Source organism: Enterococcus sp. 12C11_DIV0727 (genome assembly GCF_002148425.2).
In the GTDB taxonomy this organism is placed as follows: domain Bacteria; phylum Bacillota; class Bacilli; order Lactobacillales; family Enterococcaceae; genus Enterococcus_L; species Enterococcus_L lemimoniae.
The window spans coordinates 847,047-868,067 of record NZ_CP147248.1 but is presented as its reverse complement, the minus strand read 5'-3'; the positions used below and the strand labels follow the sequence as shown (position 1 = coordinate 868,067).

18 protein-coding genes are annotated in these 21,021 nt (G+C 36.7%); 14 read left to right on the top strand and 4 right to left on the bottom strand.

Features of this window, described 5'->3' with window-relative positions; translation table 11 throughout:
• From A5866_RS04230 to A5866_RS04205, 6 genes are all read left to right on the top strand, one after another.
• Positions 1 to 1,407 (top strand): replication initiation and membrane attachment family protein, encoded by a 1,407-nt coding sequence (locus A5866_RS04230; protein WP_086279184.1) that lies wholly within the window; start codon positions 1 to 3, stop codon positions 1,405 to 1,407.
• A complete protein-coding gene (dnaI, locus tag A5866_RS04225; protein WP_086279185.1) occupies positions 1,407 to 2,336 on the top strand; it encodes a primosomal protein DnaI in 930 nt (309 codons plus the stop codon). The genes A5866_RS04230 and dnaI overlap by 1 nt, the downstream gene beginning before the upstream one ends.
• Positions 2,337 to 2,478: 142 nt before the next feature.
• Complete coding sequence (locus A5866_RS04220; RefSeq protein WP_086279186.1) at positions 2,479 to 2,949, top strand: hypothetical protein; 471 nt, start codon at positions 2,479 to 2,481, stop codon at positions 2,947 to 2,949.
• A gap of 616 nt (positions 2,950 to 3,565) precedes the next feature.
• Positions 3,566 to 6,169: an ATP-dependent chaperone ClpB gene (gene clpB, locus A5866_RS04215; protein ID WP_086444291.1), complete on the top strand. Its 2,604-nt coding sequence runs from the start codon at positions 3,566 to 3,568 to the stop codon at positions 6,167 to 6,169.
• A gap of 172 nt (positions 6,170 to 6,341) precedes the next feature.
• Positions 6,342 to 6,788: a MarR family winged helix-turn-helix transcriptional regulator gene (locus A5866_RS04210; protein WP_086279188.1), complete on the top strand. Its 447-nt coding sequence runs from the start codon at positions 6,342 to 6,344 to the stop codon at positions 6,786 to 6,788.
• A 171-nt stretch (positions 6,789 to 6,959) separates the two neighbouring features.
• Complete coding sequence (locus A5866_RS04205) at positions 6,960 to 7,364, top strand: organic hydroperoxide resistance protein (RefSeq protein WP_086444292.1); 405 nt, start codon at positions 6,960 to 6,962, stop codon at positions 7,362 to 7,364.
• Positions 7,365 to 7,402: 38 nt separating this feature from the next.
• Here the strand turns inward: A5866_RS04205 and A5866_RS04200 are convergent, their stop codons facing one another.
• Genes A5866_RS04200 through A5866_RS04190 form a run of 3 tightly spaced genes read right to left on the bottom strand, consistent with a single transcriptional unit; the run spans position 7,403 to position 9,878 of the window.
• Positions 7,403 to 8,080 (bottom strand): hypothetical protein, encoded by a 678-nt coding sequence (locus A5866_RS04200; RefSeq protein WP_086444293.1) that lies wholly within the window; start codon positions 8,078 to 8,080, stop codon positions 7,403 to 7,405.
• A gap of 42 nt (positions 8,081 to 8,122) precedes the next feature.
• Entirely contained in the window at positions 8,123 to 8,602 is a 480-nt protein-coding gene (locus A5866_RS04195; protein WP_086444294.1) for a nucleoside 2-deoxyribosyltransferase, read from the bottom strand.
• Positions 8,603 to 8,657: 55 nt separating this feature from the next.
• Entirely contained in the window at positions 8,658 to 9,878 is a 1,221-nt protein-coding gene (locus A5866_RS04190) for a GNAT family N-acetyltransferase (RefSeq protein WP_086279192.1), read from the bottom strand.
• Between the two features lie 399 nt (positions 9,879 to 10,277).
• Here A5866_RS04190 and lepA point away from each other — a divergent pair, with 399 nt between their 5' ends.
• Positions 10,278 to 12,113 (top strand): translation elongation factor 4, encoded by a 1,836-nt coding sequence (gene lepA, locus A5866_RS04185; protein WP_086279193.1) that lies wholly within the window; start codon positions 10,278 to 10,280, stop codon positions 12,111 to 12,113.
• 99 nt (positions 12,114 to 12,212) lie between these two features.
• On the opposite strand, the gene A5866_RS04180 is transcribed toward lepA, so the two are convergent.
• Complete coding sequence (locus A5866_RS04180; protein WP_086444295.1) at positions 12,213 to 12,962, bottom strand: DeoR/GlpR family DNA-binding transcription regulator; 750 nt, start codon at positions 12,960 to 12,962, stop codon at positions 12,213 to 12,215.
• Positions 12,963 to 13,136: 174 nt separating this feature from the next.
• Here A5866_RS04180 and A5866_RS04175 point away from each other — a divergent pair, with 174 nt between their 5' ends.
• From A5866_RS04175 to A5866_RS04145, 7 genes are all read left to right on the top strand, one after another.
• On the top strand, positions 13,137 to 13,835 hold the full coding sequence (locus A5866_RS04175; RefSeq protein ID WP_176271424.1) for a GntR family transcriptional regulator: 699 nt from the start codon (positions 13,137 to 13,139) through the stop codon (positions 13,833 to 13,835).
• Positions 13,836 to 13,852: 17 nt separating this feature from the next.
• Entirely contained in the window at positions 13,853 to 15,193 is a 1,341-nt protein-coding gene (locus A5866_RS04170) for an alpha-L-fucosidase (protein WP_086279196.1), read from the top strand.
• Positions 15,193 to 16,080 (top strand): PTS mannose/fructose/sorbose transporter subunit IIAB, encoded by an 888-nt coding sequence (locus A5866_RS04165; RefSeq protein ID WP_086279197.1) that lies wholly within the window; start codon positions 15,193 to 15,195, stop codon positions 16,078 to 16,080. The genes A5866_RS04170 and A5866_RS04165 overlap by 1 nt, the downstream gene beginning before the upstream one ends.
• Before the next feature lie 89 nt (positions 16,081 to 16,169).
• Complete coding sequence (locus tag A5866_RS04160) at positions 16,170 to 16,982, top strand: PTS mannose/fructose/sorbose/N-acetylgalactosamine transporter subunit IIC (protein WP_086279198.1); 813 nt, start codon at positions 16,170 to 16,172, stop codon at positions 16,980 to 16,982.
• Positions 16,963 to 17,760: a PTS system mannose/fructose/sorbose family transporter subunit IID gene (locus A5866_RS04155; protein WP_086444296.1), complete on the top strand. Its 798-nt coding sequence runs from the start codon at positions 16,963 to 16,965 to the stop codon at positions 17,758 to 17,760. The genes A5866_RS04160 and A5866_RS04155 overlap by 20 nt, the downstream gene beginning before the upstream one ends.
• A gap of 4 nt (positions 17,761 to 17,764) precedes the next feature.
• Positions 17,765 to 19,279 carry a rhamnulokinase gene (locus A5866_RS04150; RefSeq protein WP_086444297.1) on the top strand — a complete coding sequence of 505 codons (1,515 nt, stop codon included), beginning with the start codon at positions 17,765 to 17,767 and terminating at the stop codon, positions 19,277 to 19,279.
• On the top strand, positions 19,242 to 21,020 hold the full coding sequence (locus A5866_RS04145) for an L-fucose isomerase (protein ID WP_086444298.1): 1,779 nt from the start codon (positions 19,242 to 19,244) through the stop codon (positions 21,018 to 21,020). Before A5866_RS04150 ends, A5866_RS04145 begins: the two co-directional genes overlap by 38 nt.
• The last annotated feature ends 1 nt before the right edge of the window (position 21,021 follow it).

The following is a 21,021-nucleotide window of genomic DNA, read 5'->3' as shown; positions in this document are numbered from 1 at the left end:
TTGAAAGAGAAGTGGAAAGAAGTCCAGCCAAAAAGCATATTTCAAGCAACTATTGCTTATCCTTTGTCTGACCAAGAACAAACTGTTTTAACACTTTTATATCAACCGCTAATAGGGGCGAAAGCGTTTAGTTTATATTTGACTCTGTTATCAGAAGTTACAGAAACAGGTGTTAGTGAATCACTTTTTCATGCAGAGCTGATTACGATGTTGGACATGAGTATCAAAGAAATTCAAACTGCCAGAAAAAAATTAGAAGGTATTGGCTTATTAGGTACCTTTGTTAAAGAAGATAATGAACTAGGGACTTACTTTTTATATCGTTTAAATCATCCTGAAACGGCTGAACGTTTCTTTAAAGACGAAGTGTTGTCACTGACTCTTTTAAACAGTGTTGGACAAAGAAAGATGGATAAATTATTTGAACGATTCAAACCAAAATTTATTAGTTTGACGGGTTTTGAAGATATTTCAGCTAGTTTTAAAGATATCTATCTGTTCAAAGAGGAGCAAATCATTGCACAAAGTGGTCAGCTAGGTAAGATGGAGCAAGCGTTCACTGATCCAAGACCTGTGAAAAAACCAAGTGCAGTCAATGAAACCTTTGATTGGGTCTATTTTGTTCAAGGAATTGAAAATTTAGGAATCAAACTTCCTGATAATAGTGCTGGTTTTAAGGAAGAGGTATTTATCTTCCACAATTTATTTGGAATCACAGAATTAGATATGATCGAGTTTTGTTCTAAATCATTTGATTATTATACGAGTAAGATCGACGTCAAAGACTTTGAACGAGCGGTGTATCGTACTTATGATCCGGATAAAAAACAAAAGACCAGCCAATTCCAAACCAATGATTCAGTGGAACTATCTGCCGACGATCAGCAAACATATCGTTACAACTCATTAAAAATGAATGGTTTTTCAACACAAGATATTCAAATGATCATGGATAGTGAGAAGAATTTTCCGCTGAATTATTTAGAAGCCTTAAAAAACGAACGAGGTGGTTACACTACGCCACAAGAGCGTTCTTTAGTTAAATACTTAGTGAGTAAATCCGGACTGCCAAACAGTGTGATCAATGTCTTGATCAATTATGTTTATAATATTCAAAAACAACCAACACTAAAAGCGGACTATGTTAATCGAATCGCCAATGAATGGGCACAAAGTGGTATTTTTTCCCCTGAAAAGGCGATTGATCATGTGCGTGAGTTAGCCAAAAAAGGCAAAGAACAAAAACAAACGAGACAGCGCTACGGACAAAACAACCGTCCAATTCGTCAGGAAACACTACCAGATTGGGTAGAAAATCCGGTTGAAGAGCAAAAGCTATCGAAGGAAGAACAAGCACGATTAGATAAAGAAATTCAAGATTTTCTGAGTAAAGGAGGCGGCAACTAATGGAAGACGTAGGAAAAGAAATGTCAAAAATCATTCAAAACAGAGATATGAACGAACGCTATAATGAACTGGTCGATGTTGTATTAAAAGATACGGATGTCCAAGAATTTATTCAAGAACATCGTGAGCGATTGACGGATGATGACATCCGTAAAAGCTATTCGAAACTGTATGAGTTTGTACAAGAAAAACGTAAATATCAATTGAATGATCCATCAATGATCGCTCCTGGCTATGAGCCGAAATTAACCTTGAATTTTCACTATATCGATGTTACTTATGTACCAACTGAAGCGTTGATTGCCAAGCAAAAAGAAGATGAGATTCGTAAAAGAGTTCGCGCGATGGATATGCCTAAAGATGTACGAGAAGCTAGTTTAAGCCGTTTTGATACAGCCTCTCAAGGTCGAGCGCAGGCGATGGCTGAAACAATGAAATTTTTGAACGAATATACTTCTGAACCAAAAGAATTTCACAAAGGACTATATCTTCAAGGAACATTCGGCGTAGGAAAATCATTTCTATTAGGTGCCATTGCAAATAGTTTAGCGGAACGAGGATTTGTGACGACTATTGTGCATTTCCCAACCTTTACAGTTGAAATGAAACAAGCAATCGGTAAGGATATGGTTGGACCCAAGCTAGATGCTGTTAAAAAATCACCAGTGTTGATGATTGATGATCTAGGCGCAGAATCAATGACATCCTGGATTCGTGACGATGTTTTAAGTGTTATTTTACAATATCGCATGCAAGAGCAATTAGTGACTTTTTTCTCTTCTAATCTTGATTTAAAAGAGTTAGAAAAACATCTATCTGTCACGCAACGTGGGGAACAAGAACCTTTGAAGGCCCGCCGAATCATGGAACGAATTCGTTATTTAGCACAAGAAATCACGATGTCAGGAAATGATCGAAGAAATGGTTAGAATCTATCTGCTTAGGTATTGATCCTAAAAAGTTTGACCAAAAACCTAATGATTGTAGGTTGGTATTCTTGCGGTTAAATATAGTTTCGAATTCCAACTGGAAATTGTATAAGAGTATCATGAGGGGAAAGGTGGAATTTTAATGAAAAAAATGAGTATTGCTGTAGGAACAATTTGCGCATTGTTCATTTTAGGTGCTTGTACAGCTAATAATAACGGTGAAACGAAAGGAAGTACTGAAACTTCTATGATGAGTAAGAAAGAAGAATCAACTGAACAAACTTCTAATAGTTCGGACAAGGTGCAAAAACAATCCGTTTTCACTGCTATCCTAGTTGAAGATGGAAAGAAAAACGAGACAGTTGACCAATCGATTCGTTTGGTTTTAAATGAGGTGGAAGCAGTAATTGACCCTGAAGAAATCCTCAATATGATGAAAAATGATGGTGTGATCCTAAATGTATCGACCGAGCAATTAGCAGCTGGACTGACAGAAGCGGATTTAAGAGCGGGAGATAAAATTCAGTTTACCTTAGTCGGGTTACCAGCCATGACAATGTCGATTCCACCTCAAGTTGCTGGGAATTCAGTAATAAAAGTTGAAAAAATTTAATAATCTAAAGATGATCTAAAAACGTTCGGTTGAGCGTTTGGATCATCTTTTTTTGCTAATGAAACTCATATTATTTGCTAAAATAATTAGTTGGAGTATCATAAAAATAGGTAGGGGTAATTGGTCAAAAAAAAGAAGTTTTTATTTGACCTTTACTGACCAATCAAGTATAATTAATCTATAAGGTCAAAGTTAATCAGACTTCAGACCTTGGTAAAAATAGTCCAAAAGACGTAATGTTTTTTTAGGGAATAAAGGATACTATTTATATAGAAGGCAATTTTAGGTATAAGGCTGAAGAAAAGCTAAGATTAGAGTGTGGCCAGAAGTGTCACAGCTAGGTCCTTCAGCTTTTAACAGTATCTAGCTTTATGAGCCAGCCTTTCGGAAAAAAGATAAAATCTGATTGTGGTTAAAAAGCGACACTCTCAATTTTCCTATTTTTCTGTCAAGGCTAAACGAGCTCATTACGCTTTTATCTATCTAGCTCCATAAGCCAGTCTCTCGGGAAAAAGATAAAAATAGAGTGAAACAAAGAGCGTCTCAATCGATTTTTTCTATTTTCTAGTCGAGCCTAAACGGGCTTATTACGCTTTTAAATTTAGGAGGTAATGTTATGAATATCGAAAAAATGACTACAACTTTACAAGAGGCCATTGCTGAAGCACAACAGGTCGCAGTAACTCGCCACCATCAGGAAATCGATATTGCTCATCTATGGAAGATTTTTATACAGCCGAATCATTTTGGTCGTAATTTTTATACAGATGCTGGTGTTGACGTCGAGGCTTTTGAGCGAGAAATCGATCAGGCAATCGATGAGTACCCTAGTATTCAAGGGAGCAATATCCAATATGGACAAAGTATGAGTCAAAATCTATTTAACTTATTAGGTGAAGCAGATAAGTTGAGAGAATCATTTCAAGATGAATTTCTAGCGACTGAAATCGTGATTTTAGCGTTGATGAAATTGAAAAATTATCGCTTGACCAAGTATTTGACTAGTCAAGGAATCACAGAAAAAGAATTACGTAAAAATATCGAAGACATGAGAGGAGGAGATCGTGTGACTTCTCAAAATCAAGAAGAACAATACAAAGCATTAGAAAAATATGGTGTAGATTTGGTACAGCAGGTAAAAAGCGGCAATCAAGATCCGATCATTGGTCGTGATGAAGAAATCCGTGATGTTGTTCGAATTCTTTCACGAAAAACAAAAAATAACCCTGTTTTGATCGGCGAACCTGGTGTTGGTAAAACAGCTATCGTTGAAGGATTAGCCCAAAGAATCGTGCGAAAAGATGTACCGGAAAACTTAAAGGATAAGACGATCTTTTCGTTAGATATGGGAGCGTTGATCGCTGGCGCCAAATTCCGTGGCGAATTTGAAGAACGTTTAAAAGCTGTTTTAAAAGAGGTCAAAAAGAGTGAAGGGCGTATCATTTTATTCATTGATGAAATCCATAATATCGTTGGAGCAGGAAAAACAGAAGGTAGTATGGATGCGGGTAACTTATTGAAACCTATGTTGGCTCGTGGTGAATTACATTTGATCGGCGCAACAACATTAGATGAATATCGTCAATATATGGAAAAAGATAAAGCGTTAGAACGCCGTTTCCAAAAAGTTTTGGTAAAAGAGCCGACTGTTGAAGATACGATCAGTATTTTGCGTGGGTTAAAAGAACGTTTTGAAATCCATCATAGTGTCAACATCCATGACAATGCTTTAGTTGCTGCAGCAACGTTATCTGACCGTTATATCACGGATCGTTTTTTACCAGATAAAGCCATTGACTTAGTTGATGAAGCAAGTGCTACGATTCGTGTGGAAATGAATTCAATGCCAACAGAACTTGATCAAGTAACGCGTCGTTTAATGCAATTAGAAATCGAAGAAGCTGCCTTGAAAAAAGAATCTGATGATGCTAGTAAAAAACGTCTAAACGCATTGCAAGAAGAACTGGCTGATCTTCGTGAAGAAGCAAATGCCATGAAGATGCAATGGGAGACTGAAAAAGAAGAGGTCAATGCCGTTAGCAATAAACGAGGTGAAATCGATAAAGCAAAACATGAGTTAGAAGACGCTGAAAACAATTATGATTTAGAACGAGCAGCTGTCCTTCGTCATGGTACAATTCCTCAATTAGAAGAGGAATTAAAACAACTTGAAGCAAAAAATGACAAAGAAAATGTCCGTATGGTGCAAGAAGCCGTGACTGAAAATGAAATTGCTCAAGTAGTTGGTCGTTTAACCGGAATCCCTGTAACGAAACTGGTTGAAGGGGAACGAGAAAAACTAATGAAATTGAACGAGACTTTACACAAACGTGTGATTGGTCAAGATGAAGCGGTCGATGCTGTTAGTGATGCTGTGATTCGTTCTCGTGCTGGGTTACAAGATCCAGATCGTCCTTTGGGATCCTTCCTATTCTTAGGACCAACTGGTGTTGGTAAGACAGAACTTGCTAAAGCGTTAGCAGAAGATCTATTTGATTCAGAAGAGCATATGGTGCGGATCGATATGAGTGAGTATATGGAAAAACATAGTGTCTCTCGTTTAGTCGGCGCACCTCCAGGCTACATCGGTTATGAAGAAGGTGGGCAATTGACAGAGGCCGTTCGTCGTAATCCTTATACCATCGTGTTGCTAGATGAAATTGAAAAAGCGCATCCTGACGTATTTAACATTTTACTCCAAGTGTTAGATGATGGTCGTTTGACAGATTCTAAAGGGCGTGTGGTTGATTTCAAAAATACTGTATTGATCATGACTAGTAATATTGGTTCTCAACTGTTGCTTGAAGGGGTTACACCAGAAGGCACGATTCCAGAAGCAGTTGAAGAGCAAGTAATGACTATTTTACGCGGTCATTTCAAACCAGAGTTCTTAAATAGAATTGATGACACGATATTGTTCACGCCACTATGCTTGGATAATGTCAAAGGAATCATTGGCAAGATGACGGCTCAACTAGCTCGACGCTTAGAACGGCAAGAAATCGAATTAGTGGTTTCTGATGAAGCGAAAACTTGGATTGCAGAAAGTGGCTATGATCCAGCTTATGGTGCTCGTCCGCTGAAACGTTTTATTACTAAAGAAGTAGAGACTCCCTTAGCGAAAGAAATCGTGTCAGGACGTGTATTACCGAAAACAAAAGTAACAATCACGTTATTAAATGGACAATTAGTATTTAAAAATGAGACGATAACAGAGTAAGTTAAAGCAATTGAGGCTGAGACCGAAGCGTTTATTCGGATTCCGTGTGAAGGGGTTATAACTCGCAAAGTTATAACCCCTTCACACTTTTTTTATAAGTGAAAAAAATTGATTTTAAAAACGATATTGTGTAGAATCTAACTAATATAACAATAGCAAAAAGAGGGATCTAGTGGATAAAAAAAGTAGAAGACTAGAAGAACAACTATGTTTTTCTTTACAAAGTGTCTCCAAACAATTTAATAGAATGTATGCCAAAGCATTAAAACCATTTAATTTAACGTATCCCCAATATTTAGTGTTGCTTGTTCTTTGGGAATATTCAGATCAACGGATCTCGGATATCGGTGAAAAACTTGAATTAGATACAGGAACATTGACACCTATGCTGAAAAGAATGGAGAAAAATGGTTACCTCAATCGTGACAGATTACCAGATGATGAACGAATTGTGATTATTTCCCTTACAGAAAAGGCAATTCAGCTGGAAACAGAGATTTATGACCAAGTGGAAGGCTGTTTGACTCAGTTAGATTTTAGTGAAACAAACTATTTTTCCTTAATCAAACAAATCAATACTTTAAGTAAACAGGTAAGTGATATTACTCAGTTAAAATAAGATAGAACACGACTTCAAAAAGTAGGATGTACATTACTAGCTCCTGCTTTTTGAAGTTTTTTCTTTGGAAAGAACAAAAAGCTTAAGCAAACTAATGTACTTTCGAATAAATGTTGTGTACAATTTAATTGTACGATAGAGTCCCATAAAAAAGAAGCGGAGGAATGAATCATGAAAAAAATCTATTCAACAACCATTATCAATACTGGCGGAAGAGAAGGGGAAGTATTTTCACCTGATAAATCATTTAGTTATCAAGTAACCTCTCCTGGACCTCATCAAGAAAATAAAACAAATCCAGAACAATTATTTGCCGCAGCATACAGTTCTTGTTTCAATAGTGCGTTGGAACTTGTTATGGCACAAAAAAAGATTACGTCTAAAAGTACTGTAAAAGCAACTGTTTCTCTATTTAGCGATGAACAATCTGGTTTCCAAGTAGGGGTTGTCTTATCTGTGAAAATCGATGATGTCGATCGTGAAACAGCAGAAGAATTAGTCAAAGCAGCTCATGAAGTATGCCCTTATTCAAAAGCGACAAGAGGCAATATTTCAGTAGAGTTAGAAGTAGAATAGCAAAAAAACCACTTTAGGCTTTCTAAAGTGGTTCTTTTTTATTTTTTAACTTTTCTAAACGCATAAGCTTTAAAATAATCAGGTTTATGTCGTTGGGTAAAGCTATAAAAGGTTAATATCAAGGCACCAATCGTATTTGTAAATAGATCGCCCATCGTATCCATCAATGCAGCCCGACCAACTAAAGGTTTACCTGCTTCCGTCATATAACGCTGCAAATTCATGTTACCAAGCGAGTCACAGAGAAACTCCCAGAACTCCCAGAAAACACCAGCTAATCCAGCAAATGCAAAGCCCATAATAATAAACAACCAAGGACTAACTTTAGTAAAATCAGCGTCACGTAAACAATAGCCAATGATGGCATAGCCTACTGCGACCAATAAAATCGGGCTAACTGCGTGTAAAATTTTATCCCAAAATGGTACGATAATAATCAAACGTAGCCCAGTTCCAAGAAAAACTGCGATCCAAATGAAAAACCAATAATAAAGTCGGACCATTTTTGGAAAAACTAATCCGGTAAATTTTGTAAAAACAAATGGTAGAAAGATTACTGCAATCCCAGCAACCATTTCAAATGTTAACAGTACATATTGTTCAGTTGGATGAACCACAAAAGTTTTAACGATATTGACGAGTAATGTAATAAAACCAAATACGAGTAAAAAGTAAAAGGCATTTTTTTCTTGTTTATCTTCAAATTCTAACTTCATATAAAAGCCTCCAATTTTCGTATTTTATAAAGTACAACTGAATTATTTAGTGAATGGTTCTTTGATCAATTCTAAGAAATCTTGTTCATTCGTAGCAACAGTTCCATTTAATTTTAGTAAGCCGATTGTATACAAATTAAGATAATGGAATTGATTCTCAGCAGTCTCACTCAAAGCCGCTAATTTCTTTTGATTATCGGCTCCTTGTTGGCGTGTATCAGTATACAAACCAATCATCGGGATGTTTTTTGCATAAGCGACCCCAATTTCAGAAGCCACACCAGCATCGATCGTAATACCATCTAAAACAGCAACTAATAGATCACTTTCAAGGACTCGTTCAGTATCAGCTACTGCGATCATCGTGCTGTCTGCATAGGCTGTTTTATCATTGATCGCACCGTTTTCTTGCGGTAAGTAAACCTCCAGTGAATCATCCAAAGCGCGAATTTGTTTGACCAAAAATTCGTTGTAAAGTAAGTCAGCTTTCGCAAACATCGGGCCTGCAAAGTAAATTTTCATGTTTTGTTTCCTCCAGTGAACGTTATCTGTTGTAATGTTAAAGTGTTAATAATGATCAAAAATAATCGCTAAAATAAGCTTCTTGATCAGGGAAAATCCGTTCTAATGAATTTAAGGTTTCTTTATCTGTCTCTAATCGTTCGATCCGATGTAGATAGGTTGGGCGACGATAGTTCATTAGTAGACAAGTCAACGTTTGAATATCGATCTGCACAGGTTGTCCCAATGGTTCATCGGAAACAGAAACCTGATCATCTTCATCCCATAAGAGACTGAATACACCATTATTCCATTCAGCCACAGGATCACTTACGATAAAATGAAACGGTTTTGCAGTACTTGCATAGGGATAAGCTAGCAACATTTCTTTTACATCCACGATTCTGGCCATGTAATAAGGTTCGATGGTTTCTTTGATTTGACTGTCATCTAGTAAAAAGGCTAACGGTTCATTTTTATAAATATCGCCTTCAGCCCAATCAATCATAGAGAAATGAGCTGAAATGAAATTCCATAAGCCATTACGAGCTTCCTGATTGATATAAAACATTTCTTTAATATGAAAGACATCTTCCGCTACCCAGTAAAAGAGCACACCTAACGGTTCTTGATTCGCACCATAATAGACAGCTGCGGTTCGTTCATCTTCATTTTCAAAGCGCCAATATTCTTCCCAGTTAAATTCACTACGGATCAAGGCACCATGATTTTGTCGGGCAAATTTGGCATAGACAGTAAAGACATCTTCATGATCAACACTGACACGCTCCACCATACCAGGTACTTCAACTTGTTTCGGTAGTTGGGTATCACGAATTTTGAACGATAGTTTATCGGACATGATCTCCCAACCTTTCCTACGGTAATAAGGAATACTGTAAGGGTAAAGGTAAGAAATCCATTGTTGATCCTCTCGCATATTTTTAAGGGCAAGATGAATCAAATCCTGCATCAAACCGTGATTCGCATATTCTGGATAGGTCCCCACGCCCGTGATCCCACCCATTTTGAAAAGGGTTCCGTGAATATTGACCTCACAAGGATAAATGGCAATTTGAGAAATCAATTGATCTTCGTGGAACCAACCAAAAACTTTTGATTGTTCTAAAATTGGTTGTTTTGATTTGATCAATTCTTTTTTACTTTCATAGCCGCTTTCTTCTAAATCAGCTTCTGTAAACTGAAAGACATAACTCAATAACTCATTAAATTGATCTACATATTTTTCATCTACGGCTTTTAATTCTAAACTATCTCTGAACTCTTTTTGGTCCATTTTTCCATCTCCAATTATTTTTTCTACCTTCAGTATATCAAAAAAATAGGAATAAATAGAGTATTACTTCCTAAGAAATAGTAAAGAGGGGTTTTTAGACCTAGTAGAGTGTGTGCGACTATTAGTTGAAGGTGGAAAATGAAGCGTAAAATTTATTGATCAAGACACAGTGAAATCAACTATAACCAGCAAGGAATTTATTAAGGAAGATGAAATTTGCCTTTAATAGTCAAAGGAGAGTACTAGATTCTGGTAAACATAGGAAAGTTCTTTAATTCTAGGCGAAATCTTGTTATAATGAAAAGTGCTGATTGAAAATGATCTGAGCGATGAGCGACTGAGCTAGAATTAAAAATCACCTGCTCATTCAGCTGTTCATAAAAGAAATGAGGACTATTAATGAATATAAATGAAATGAAGCAAAGACAAGAGAAAATTCGTAACTTTTCCATTATTGCTCATATTGACCATGGGAAATCCACTCTAGCTGACCGGATTTTACAAAAAACAGAAACGGTTTCTGATCGTGAAATGCAAGATCAATTATTGGATGCGATGGATCTAGAACGTGAACGTGGTATTACGATTAAATTGAATGCTGTTGAACTGACTTATACAGCGAAAGATGGGGAAGATTATATCTTCCATCTAATCGACACCCCAGGGCACGTGGATTTTACCTATGAGGTATCAAGAAGTTTAGCGGCCTGCGAAGGAGCTATTTTAGTCGTTGATGCAGCACAAGGGATCGAAGCACAAACGTTAGCCAACGTTTATTTAGCCTTAGATAATGATTTAGAAATTATTCCAGTCATCAATAAAATCGATTTACCAGCAGCTGATCCAGAACGAGTTCGTACAGAAATCGAAGATGTGATTGGGATCGATGCTAGTGAGGCTGTTCTAGCAAGTGCCAAAGCTGGAATTGGGATCGAAGAGATCTTAGAACAAATCGTAGATCTAGTGCCAGCTCCAACTGGGGATCTTGAAGCACCTTTGAAAGCATTGATTTTTGATTCAGTTTATGACAGTTATCGTGGGGTTATTTTAAATGTCCGAATCATGGATGGCGTCGTAAAACCTGGTGATAAAATCATGATGATGAATAACAATAAAACCTTTGAAGTAACCGATGTCGGTATTTTCTCACCAAAACCGATCAGCCGTGATTTCTTAATGGTTGGGGATGTAGGTTACATTACAGCCGCAATCAAAACGGTTCGCGATACCCAAGTAGGGGATACTGTGACATTAGCAAATAATCCTGCCAAAGAGGCATTAGCAGGCTATCGCAAAATGAATCCGATGGTTTATTGCGGATTGTACCCAATCGATAACTCTCGCTATGTTGAATTACGTGAAGCCCTAGAAAAATTACAATTAAATGATGCGGCTTTGCAGTTTGAAGCGGAATCTTCTCAAGCTTTAGGATTTGGTTATCGTTGTGGATTTTTAGGTTTATTGCATATGGACGTGATTCAAGAACGTTTAGAACGAGAGTTTAATCTTGATTTGATTACAACAGCTCCATCAGTAATTTATCATGTAACTAAGACTGATGGAACGAAAATCGTGGTCGATAATCCAGCGGAATTTCCCGATCAAAGTACTGTTGATTTTGTAGAAGAACCTTATGTAAAAGCAACGATCATGGTACCAAATGAATACGTTGGGGCTGTAATGGAAATTTCGCAACGAAAACGTGGCGAATTCGTTACCATGGATTATTTGGATGAATACCGTGTGAATGTTGTTTACGATATGCCGTTATCAGAGATTGTGTATGACTTCTTTGACCGGTTGAAATCTGGAACGAAAGGTTATGCATCTTTAGATTATGAAATGATTGGTTACCGTAAGAGTAATTTATCTAAGATGGATATTTTATTAAATTCAGAAAAAGTCGATGCATTGAGTTTTATTGTGCATAAAGATTTTGCTTTTGAACGTGGTAAAGTAATTGTTGAGAAGTTGAAAAAATTAATTCCTCGCCAACAATTTGAAGTGCCAATCCAAGCAGCGATCGGTCAAAAAATCACCGCACGTTCAACGATCAAAGCATTGCGTAAAAATGTTTTGGCTAAGTGTTATGGTGGAGATATTTCACGTAAACGTAAGCTATTGGAGAAACAAAAAGATGGTAAGAAACGAATGAAACAAGTTGGCTCTGTTGAAGTACCGCAAGAGGCGTTCATGGCAGTTCTGAAAATGGACGAGGACGAACCCAAGAAGTAGTAAAAATTCGATCTAAAAATAAGATTTTCCCACGAGTGATTAAACTCGTGGTTTTTTTTGTCTAAAAAATCAAGCAATTCAATCTTCAACACACTAAAATTACCAAGCCAATTCACATTCATTGCTAGAACACATTTCAATAAATTTATTATCCGGCTTTTGATCAAGAACAATAGTATCAATGGCTGCGTACGTAGAAAAAGTAAAAAAGTTTTTCTTATATAATTTCGACATATCACTCAATAAGATGGCCGTTTTCGCATGTGCAATCATATTGTTTTTCAAATACCCCTGTTGAAAATCCTCTTCATAGACTCCTGACAAATCAAAACTTTTACATGAGAAAAAGGCTAAATCTGCATTAAATTCTTGAATGAAGGAAGACGTTTTTTCTCCTAATAATGAAACAGAAAATGGCTTTAACGTTCCACCAGGCACAATCACTCGATTAGCAGTATTACTTGAGAGGTCGAGAGCATTTTTCAAACTATTGGTAATAATTGTAAGATTACTAAATTCATTGATATACGGACATAATGCATTTGTTGTGGTGCTTGAGTCTAAAAAGAGTGTTTTACCGTTTTCTAAATAGTTGGAAGCAATTTTAGCAATGTAGTTTTTTTCTTGATTATGATTTTTTTCTCTTAATTCATGTGCAGGTTCATTATTTTCAAAAAGTGATACTTGCCCATGATGCTTATGAATCAAACCTAATTTTTCAAGGTGGATAAGGTCTCTTCTAATCGTTGAGAGACTAACAAATAAGGCTTCACTTAGTTCTTTTGGTTTTATGTATTTCTTCTGTTTTATAACCGCTAAAATTTCTTCTTGTCGTTCATTTTCAAGCATATAAAATTCCTCCGTATGAACTATTTTGAATAAAAAAGAACAAACTATTTTATAATCATGGATAAAATTCAAGTTTTTTCAAAGTATAGAAATCGGTATAAAACTATTGTAACATGTGTGTAAGCGATTTACTTATAAAAGTTATCATGATAAATGAAGAGGAGTGATGGATTTGTGAAGAAATATGAACATATTGTGAATGATATTAAAAAACAAATTCAAGAGAAGTCTGTTTTTCCAGGGAATCGGCTACCAACAGAAAAAACACTGATGGAAACATATAATGTTAGTAAAACAACGATTACTAAAGCTTTGTCTACATTAGAAAATCTGAATTTAATTTACAGAAAGCAAGGCTCCGGAACCTTTGTGACAAAATCGATGGTGGATAAGAAAGTTTATTTTACAGAAAATAATCGTTTCTCTACGATGGATACACAGAAAACAGAATTAGTTAATATTTATGAAAGCGATGACAAAATCAATAATCATCTTTTGACAGTGGAACGAGCTGAGAAGGTTTACGTCGTTGAACGAGTAAAGTATGTTAATGGTCACCCCTTTACCTTACAACGAAATTTCATTCCAGAACGATACTTTTCAAAATTCGATTTTATTACAGCCAAAGATGGACTTTCAGTTTCAAAAAATTTTTACAACTATTTTCAGATCAATACATTTACAACAGAATTTGAAGAAACAATTCAAATAATCGATGATGTTTCAAAAGAGGACTTGGCAAAAATGAATCTAAGTGTTGGAACACCCGTCATTAAATTCTATAAAAAAAGCTTTATTGATGGGGAAGTTTATGAAATCATCGAAACATTTTTAGATTATAAGCATTATCAGCTAACGCTGAAATCTTTTTGATAATTGGAGGAAATAACATGGTAAGAGAAATTGATTGGCCGAACAATTACGGTGATCCTGAATGGTTTGTCCATGATCGGTTTGGTTTGTTTATTCATTTTGGTTTATATTCAGTGGCCGCGCGTCATGAATGGGGGATGACTTTAGAAGAACAAAGTTTAGCTGAGTATCAAAAATACTTTGAAGTGTTTGAGCCAGATCTATTAAAGCCAGAAGAATGGGCCAAAAAGGCAAAAGATATTGGGTTTAAGTATGTTGTGATCACAGTCAAACACCACGATGGGTTTGCACTATGGGATACAGCGTTTTCCGAGTATAACATCACGAATACACCTTATGGGAAGGATCTTCTCAGCGAATTAGTTTCAGCTTTTAAAAATGAAGGCATTCGTATTGGTTTTTACTATTCGTTGCTTGATTGGCAAAGGGCAGATTTCCTAGTTGATGGGTACCATCCAGAGCGGAATAATTTGGAATATATTGAGGCTCATCCAGGCAATATGCTGACCTATCAGCAATTTATGAAAGACCAGATCACGGAATTGCTGACAAATTATGGAGAAATTGATTATCTCTGGTTTGATTTTTCCTATCCTAGCAGAGATTGGGGAAATTCAGTAGGAAAAGGAAGAGATGATTGGGATTCTGAAAACTTAGAAAAATTGATTTTAACGCTTCAGCCTCAAATTATTATCAATGACCGTTTGGATCTTCATAGAGGTGTTGGGACGCCAGAGCAATATCAAAGATCAGGGGGGATGGAAAAAAATGGCAAAGAATTAATTTGGGAATCTTGTCAAACGTTAAATGGAAGTTGGGGCTATGATCGAAACAACTTAGATTGGAAAAGTAGTGAAACAATCATCAAATTATTAGTGGATAATGTGTCAAAGAATGGCAATATGTTGCTGAATGTCGGACCAAACGGCAGAGGTGAGTGGGATAAAACAAGTTTAGATATTTTAAACGGTGTCCAAACATGGATGAACTATCATTCTCAAGCTATTTACGGATGTGGAAGCAGTCCCTACAAGGCGCCTTTAGATTGTCGTTTTACGCAAAAAGGCAATCGCTTATATCTTCATCTTTTTTCATGGCCCTATCGTACCGTTTTACTGGATGGGTTGGGCGGTAAAATTCAATTTGCCCGTTTGCTGAGTGATGGATCTGAAATTCAATTTAAAGACTCTAAAACGATTACGGGTATTCGTCCATCCTATAAAGATTTACGTAAGGAAATCACAGAGGTCAATATTAAAGAATCGCTTGATCCAGCATCTGTTGTATTAAATTTACCGATTCAAAAGCCATTCGAAAATGTTCCTGTAATTGAATTGATTCTAAAGGAGGAGTTGTAATGAACTATCTTATCGTTGCACATGGACAATATGCTGAAGCTTGCTTGTCTAGTTGTGAAATGATTACTGGAAAGCACCATACTATTTTTGCTGTCTCTTTCACAGAAGAATTGTCGCGTGATGACTTGATTGAAAAAATCACTTTCATTTTGGAGAGTCATAATGAAGAGTTTATTATTCTTACGGATATTTTTGGAGGAACGCCTTATAATGCGGCAAAAATACTTTACGAAAGCCGAGAAAAAATCGTAGGAATCTTAACGGGTATTTCATTACAATTGTTAATTCCGATTGCTTTAGGTGAACGAGTTGCCGATGTGATTACAAATACGGATCAAATCGTCAGCTTTGAAGGAAAAAAAGAGGAAAATGTAAAAACAACTCAACCGCTAGACTCAGTAAATGTCGACAAAAATGGCATCGTTCAAATTAGAATTGATGAACGACTGATTCATGGTCAAGTGGCAACATCATGGATCGGTAACTTATCTGCAACCAGAGTCATGATTATTGATGATACGATTGTTAAAAGCGATATGGAAAAATCAGCACTTCGAGCAGCTTGTCCTAAAAATAGTAAATTGAGTATTTTAACGGTTGAGAATGCTGCGAATAGAATAAATGAAGGCCTTTACAAAAATGAACGACTGTTAATAATAGTGAAAACCCCTTTTATTGTGAAACAACTATTTGAACTTGGTACGAAGATCCCCTCTGTTACGCTTGGAAATATGTCTAAGAAGGAAAATCGAGAACTGTTGAAAAAATCGGTTTATATTTCTAAGGAAGAGTTAAATGATTTGTTGTACCTTGATCAGAAAAATGTCAATGTCGTTGTTCAAATGGTACCAAATGAGGAAAAGAAGAAAATAACAGATTATCTTTAAAGGATTTTAATAAGTGCGTTACTGTTTTATCTATCTAGCTTTAGTTGTTGGCTAGGTTCTTGAGTAAATCATTAATAGGAGGAACAAGGATGAATATCGAAATATGGCAAATAATATTATTGACCCTTTTAGCCTTTATCGGGGTAGTTGAAATGCTTGGTACAAATATTTTAGCTGGACAGGCAGTCATTATTGGGATGATTGCAGGAATCATTATGGGGGATATCAAAACAGGTCTAGCTGTGGGGGCAACATTACAATTGATGGGGTTAGGAATTCAAGCGTATGGGGGAGCCTCTGTCCCTGACTATATGACAGCATCGATTATTGGAACGACATTTGCTGTACTGTCAAACAAAGGAGTTGAGTTTGGTTTAAGTTTGGCGATACCAGTTGGTTTGCTAATGGTTCAACTAGATATATTAGCTCGATTTTGTAATGTATTTTTCCAAAAAAGAATAGATAAAGCCATTGATAAAGTAGATGTTAAACAGGTCAAGTTAAATAATCGCTTAGGGATTCTATCTTGGGGGCTTTCACGATCTTTACCCGTTTTTGTCATGTTGGTTTTTGGTGAAGGGTTAGTGAATCTGATGTTGAATTATATTCCTGCGTGGTTGACAAATGGACTGGCCACGGCTGGCGGGCTTTTGCCAGCTGTAGGGATTGCTATTTTACTACGCTATCTTCCTGTCAAAAATTATATTACTTACTTAATCGTGGGATTCGTAGCAGTAGCTTATTTAAGTGTTCCAATGTTTGGTGTAGCATTGATTGGTTTAGGTTTAGCTTTGAAAGCATTTAAAGATACGATTAAGGAACAAAATCAAAACCAACAGCAAACGGTTGTCTATTCAGCAAATATGAGTGGAGGTCTTCAAGATGGAGAATACGAAGATTAATAAACAGGACTTAAAAAAAGTCAGTATCAATTGGTTATATGGAAGTCAAATGGCCTGGAATTACGAAAAAATGATGGCGCCGGGTTATTTATATGCAATGTTACCAGCTTTACAGAAACTTTATCCGGATAGAGTTGACTTGCAAGAAATGATGTTAGTGCATAATCAATTTTTTAATACAACACCTCATATGGGCGGTTTTATTTTAGGGATCGATATTGCAGCAGAAGAAATCGAAGGAATTGAATCAAAAGAAGCCGTATCAAGTATTAAAACAGGCTTGATGGGTTCCTTTGCTGGAGTTGGGGATACGATTTTTGGCGTGCTATTTCCCACAGTTTTTGGATCGGTCGCTTCCTATATGGCGTTGAACGGAAATGCTATAGGTGTTTTGATTTGGATTTTAGTGAATATTGGGATTTTGATTTTCCGTTACCACACCGTCTTTATCGGCTACAAACAAGGGGCTAAGTTAGTAGGTGCAATGTCAGGACGATTATCAGCGTTAACAGATGCGGCAACTTTGTTAGGAATTACAGTTATAGGAGCTCTGATTCCTTCAGTTGTTAAAGCACCAATCACTTGGGAATTTAAATCAGGTGAAGTGTCCTTAAAATTACAAGAAACATTAGATCAAATCATGCCGATGTTATTACCCGTTTTAGTTGTAGCGCTTGTTTATTATTTACTAGGTACCAAGTATTTTAACTCGACCAGAGCTATTTTATTTATCGTTGTGTTAGCGATTTTATTGCGAGCACTGAATATTTTAGGGTAGCAAAATGAAAAAGAACGTTGTTGCAGTTGATTTAGGTGGTTCATCTGGACGGGTCATCTTAGGTGAATTAGCAGATAAAAAACTTACTCTTAAAGAAATTCATCGTTTTAAAGAATACATGATCAATAAAAACCATCATTTGTATTGGGATATCAACAAAATTTTTAGAGAAATCGCTCAAGGGCTACAACTGGCATCGGAGGTTTCACCAGATTTTATGAGTATTGGTATCGATACATGGGGTGTGGATTTTGGTTTAGTAGCGAATGATGGCTTCATTAGAACGCCATTTTGTTATCGAGATAATTATGCGAATGAGACATACAGTGCAATTCAAAATCAATTAGGAACACAATACTTATTTGAAAGAACAGGTCTGCATGCTTTGGCAATCAATTCGTTATTTCAATTAGTAGCCCAAGACAAAGAGACCCCCTTACAGCAGATACAATTTTTCCTACTGATTCCAGATCTACTTAATTATCTGTTCACTGGAATTGCTAAAACAGAGTTAAGTATTGCCTCAACGACACAACTATTGAATCCTTATAAAAATCAATGGGATGAGGCTTTAATAGAAAAAGTAGGATTACCAAGAAACATCTTTCCTGAGATTGTCTCTACAGGAACTATTTTGGGACCAGTATTACCAAAGGTCGTTCCTGAGTTAAGTCTTGAGCATGTCAAAGTAATCAATGTTGCAGCACATGATACAGCTAGCGCAGTTTTTAGTATTCCAGCATTAGAAGATCATCTATTTATCTCCTCTGGAACCTGGTCTATACTTGGATTAGAGATAGATACACCATTGATAAAGAGCGAAATAGTAGAAGCTGGTTTTTCAAATGAAAAATCTGCTGCGGGCAGGACCTTGCTGTTGAAAAATCTCACTGGGTTGTGGCTGATCGAAGAAGCAATCAAAGACTACCAAAATATCGGAGAGAGCTACAATTATGAAAAAATAGCAGCACTTATCAATCACCAAGACCAAGCTAAAAAAAATGTCTGTTATTTCGATACCGATGATCCTAGGTTTTCGTCACCTGGAGGAATCATTCAAAAAATTCAGCAGTTTGCAGTCCAAAGTCAACAACGCCAACCAATGACAGCAGCTTCTATATTCCAAAGTATTTATACAAGTTTAGCATTTAAATACAAATATACACTCGAAAAATTAGCACAAAACCCAGAGTTAAACGTGGCGGAAAAACATCTTGTGATCGTTGGCGGTGGTTCAAAATCTGAGGTGTTATGTCAATATACAGCCAATGCTCTGAATAAAAGTGTGAAGTCAGGTCTTTCAGAAGCAACAGCCATTGGCAATTGTTTGATGCAATTAAAGGCAAATGGTATTACTTCGGAAGAGAAGTTGGAAGCAATTAAAAAGAATACAGCAATCTTCAAAGTATACGAACCTGAAGCAGCTGTAAAATGGAACGCAGAATACGGTGTTTATAAAAAAAAGATGGAGGAACAAATCAATGAATTATCCAAAAATCGGAATTCGTCCAACGATTGACGGGAGACAAGGGGGTGTTCGAGAAAATCTTGAAGAAAAAACAATGAATATGGCAAAAGCTGCCAAAAAATTGATTGAAACGAGTCTTCATTATGCTGATGGCGCGCCTGTTCAGTGTGTCATTGCAGATCGAACAATTGGTGGACAAGGTGATGCAGGTGTTGTGAGGGAACAATTCAAAGCAGAAAATATCATTGCGACACTTTCTGTAACACCATGTTGGTGCTACGGTACGGAAACAATGGATTTGGAGACAAACCATATCAAGGCGATTTGGGGCTTTAATGGTACAGAACGACCAGGAGCGGTCTATTTAGCAGCGGCTATGTCAGGCTATGCGCAGAAAGGTATTCCAGCTTTCAAAATTTATGGGCATGATGTACAAAATTTAGATGACCACACAGTCCCAGAGGATGTACAAGAGAAAATTCTTGCCTTTGCACGAGCAGCCTTGGCTGTTGGACAGATGAAAAATAAAGCGTACGTTAATATCGGCTCTTCCTCTATGGGCATCGCTGGATCACAAATTGATAGTCAGTTTTTCAATACTTACCTTGGGATGAATGTGGAATATGTCGATATGACAGAAATTTTAAGAAGAGTTCACTTAAATATTTATGATCCAGTTGAGTATGAGAAAGCATTACACTGGATCAAAGAAAATTGTCACGAAGGCGTCGATATTAATCAAGGAAAAAAATATGCTGAGATTATCACCAAATCAAAAGTAATTCCAGAAACGGAAGACTGGTCTTTTATTGCTAAACAGTCCATTATTATTCGGGATATTTTATTTGGGAATAAACAACTAAAGAAATTAGGTTGGCTTGAGGAGGCGAGAGGAAGGGATGCAATAGCTGGCGGTTTTCAGGGACAGCGTCAATGGACTGATTGGTTGCCAAATGGTGACTTTGCAGAAGCAATCATGGCGTCAACTTTTGATTGGAATGGCGCGCGTCAACCAACAGCCTTTGCAACCGAAAATGATTCGTTGAATGGAGCTTCAATGTTGCTAGCAACACTTTTAACAAATAAAGCGCCGATCTTTTCTGACGTGCGAACCTATTGGTCACCAGAAGCTGTTGAACGAATGACTGGTAAAAAACTACAGGGGAAAGCGAGTAATGGGGTTCTTCATTTATTGAATTCCGGTGCTTCAGCTCTTGACGGGACTGGGGCTGTTAAAGGTCAAGACGGTCAATCAGTGATGAAAGCATTTTGGGAAATGACAGAAGCCGATATTCAACAATGTTTAGATAAAACCAAGTGGTGTCGAGCTAATTATGAATATTTTAGAGGCGGCGGTTTTTCTTCCCAATATGTGTCAGAAGGTAATTTGCCTTTAACGATGATTAGAATCAACCTCGTTGATGGCGTAGGGCCAACCCTACAATTGATTGAAGGCTATACGTGTGAACTAGAACTAGAAATCCATGATACTTTAAATCAACGAACCGACCAAACTTGGCCGACGATTTGGTTTGCACCTTGCTTGGAAGATCAAGATACAAGTGTTTTTGATGTAATGAATTATTGGGGATCGAATCATTGTGCTTCCGTTCATGGTCATATCGGAGCAGATCTCATTACGTTAGCTAGTATGCTGAGGATTCCAGTTTCTTTCCACAATGTTTCAAAAGATCGTATTTTTAGACCCCATAGCTTTTCTGGATTTGGCACTGATAATTTAGAAGTAGCTGATTTTAAAGCTTGTACTTACTATGGTCCACTATACAAATAAA

Coding starts and splice junctions, on each gene's coding strand:
- A5866_RS04190 (WP_086279192.1), bottom strand. CDS start 9,878: ATGGACCAAAAAGAGTTCAGAGATAGTTTAGAATTAAAAGCCGTAGAT.
- A5866_RS04205 (WP_086444292.1), top strand. CDS start 6,960: ATGAAAAAAATCTATTCAACAACCATTATCAATACTGGCGGAAGAGAA.
- A5866_RS04165 (WP_086279197.1), top strand. CDS start 15,193: ATGAACTATCTTATCGTTGCACATGGACAATATGCTGAAGCTTGCTTG.
- lepA (WP_086279193.1), top strand. CDS start 10,278: ATGAATATAAATGAAATGAAGCAAAGACAAGAGAAAATTCGTAACTTT.
- A5866_RS04220 (WP_086279186.1), top strand. CDS start 2,479: ATGAAAAAAATGAGTATTGCTGTAGGAACAATTTGCGCATTGTTCATT.
- A5866_RS04180 (WP_086444295.1), bottom strand. CDS start 12,962: ATGCTTGAAAATGAACGACAAGAAGAAATTTTAGCGGTTATAAAACAG.
- A5866_RS04150 (WP_086444297.1), top strand. CDS start 17,765: ATGAAAAAGAACGTTGTTGCAGTTGATTTAGGTGGTTCATCTGGACGG.
- A5866_RS04170 (WP_086279196.1), top strand. CDS start 13,853: ATGGTAAGAGAAATTGATTGGCCGAACAATTACGGTGATCCTGAATGG.
- A5866_RS04160 (WP_086279198.1), top strand. CDS start 16,170: ATGAATATCGAAATATGGCAAATAATATTATTGACCCTTTTAGCCTTT.
- A5866_RS04195 (WP_086444294.1), bottom strand. CDS start 8,602: ATGAAAATTTACTTTGCAGGCCCGATGTTTGCGAAAGCTGACTTACTT.
- A5866_RS04145 (WP_086444298.1), top strand. CDS start 19,242: ATGAATTATCCAAAAATCGGAATTCGTCCAACGATTGACGGGAGACAA.
- clpB (WP_086444291.1), top strand. CDS start 3,566: ATGAATATCGAAAAAATGACTACAACTTTACAAGAGGCCATTGCTGAA.
- dnaI (WP_086279185.1), top strand. CDS start 1,407: ATGGAAGACGTAGGAAAAGAAATGTCAAAAATCATTCAAAACAGAGAT.
- A5866_RS04155 (WP_086444296.1), top strand. CDS start 16,963: ATGGAGAATACGAAGATTAATAAACAGGACTTAAAAAAAGTCAGTATC.
- A5866_RS04200 (WP_086444293.1), bottom strand. CDS start 8,080: ATGAAGTTAGAATTTGAAGATAAACAAGAAAAAAATGCCTTTTACTTT.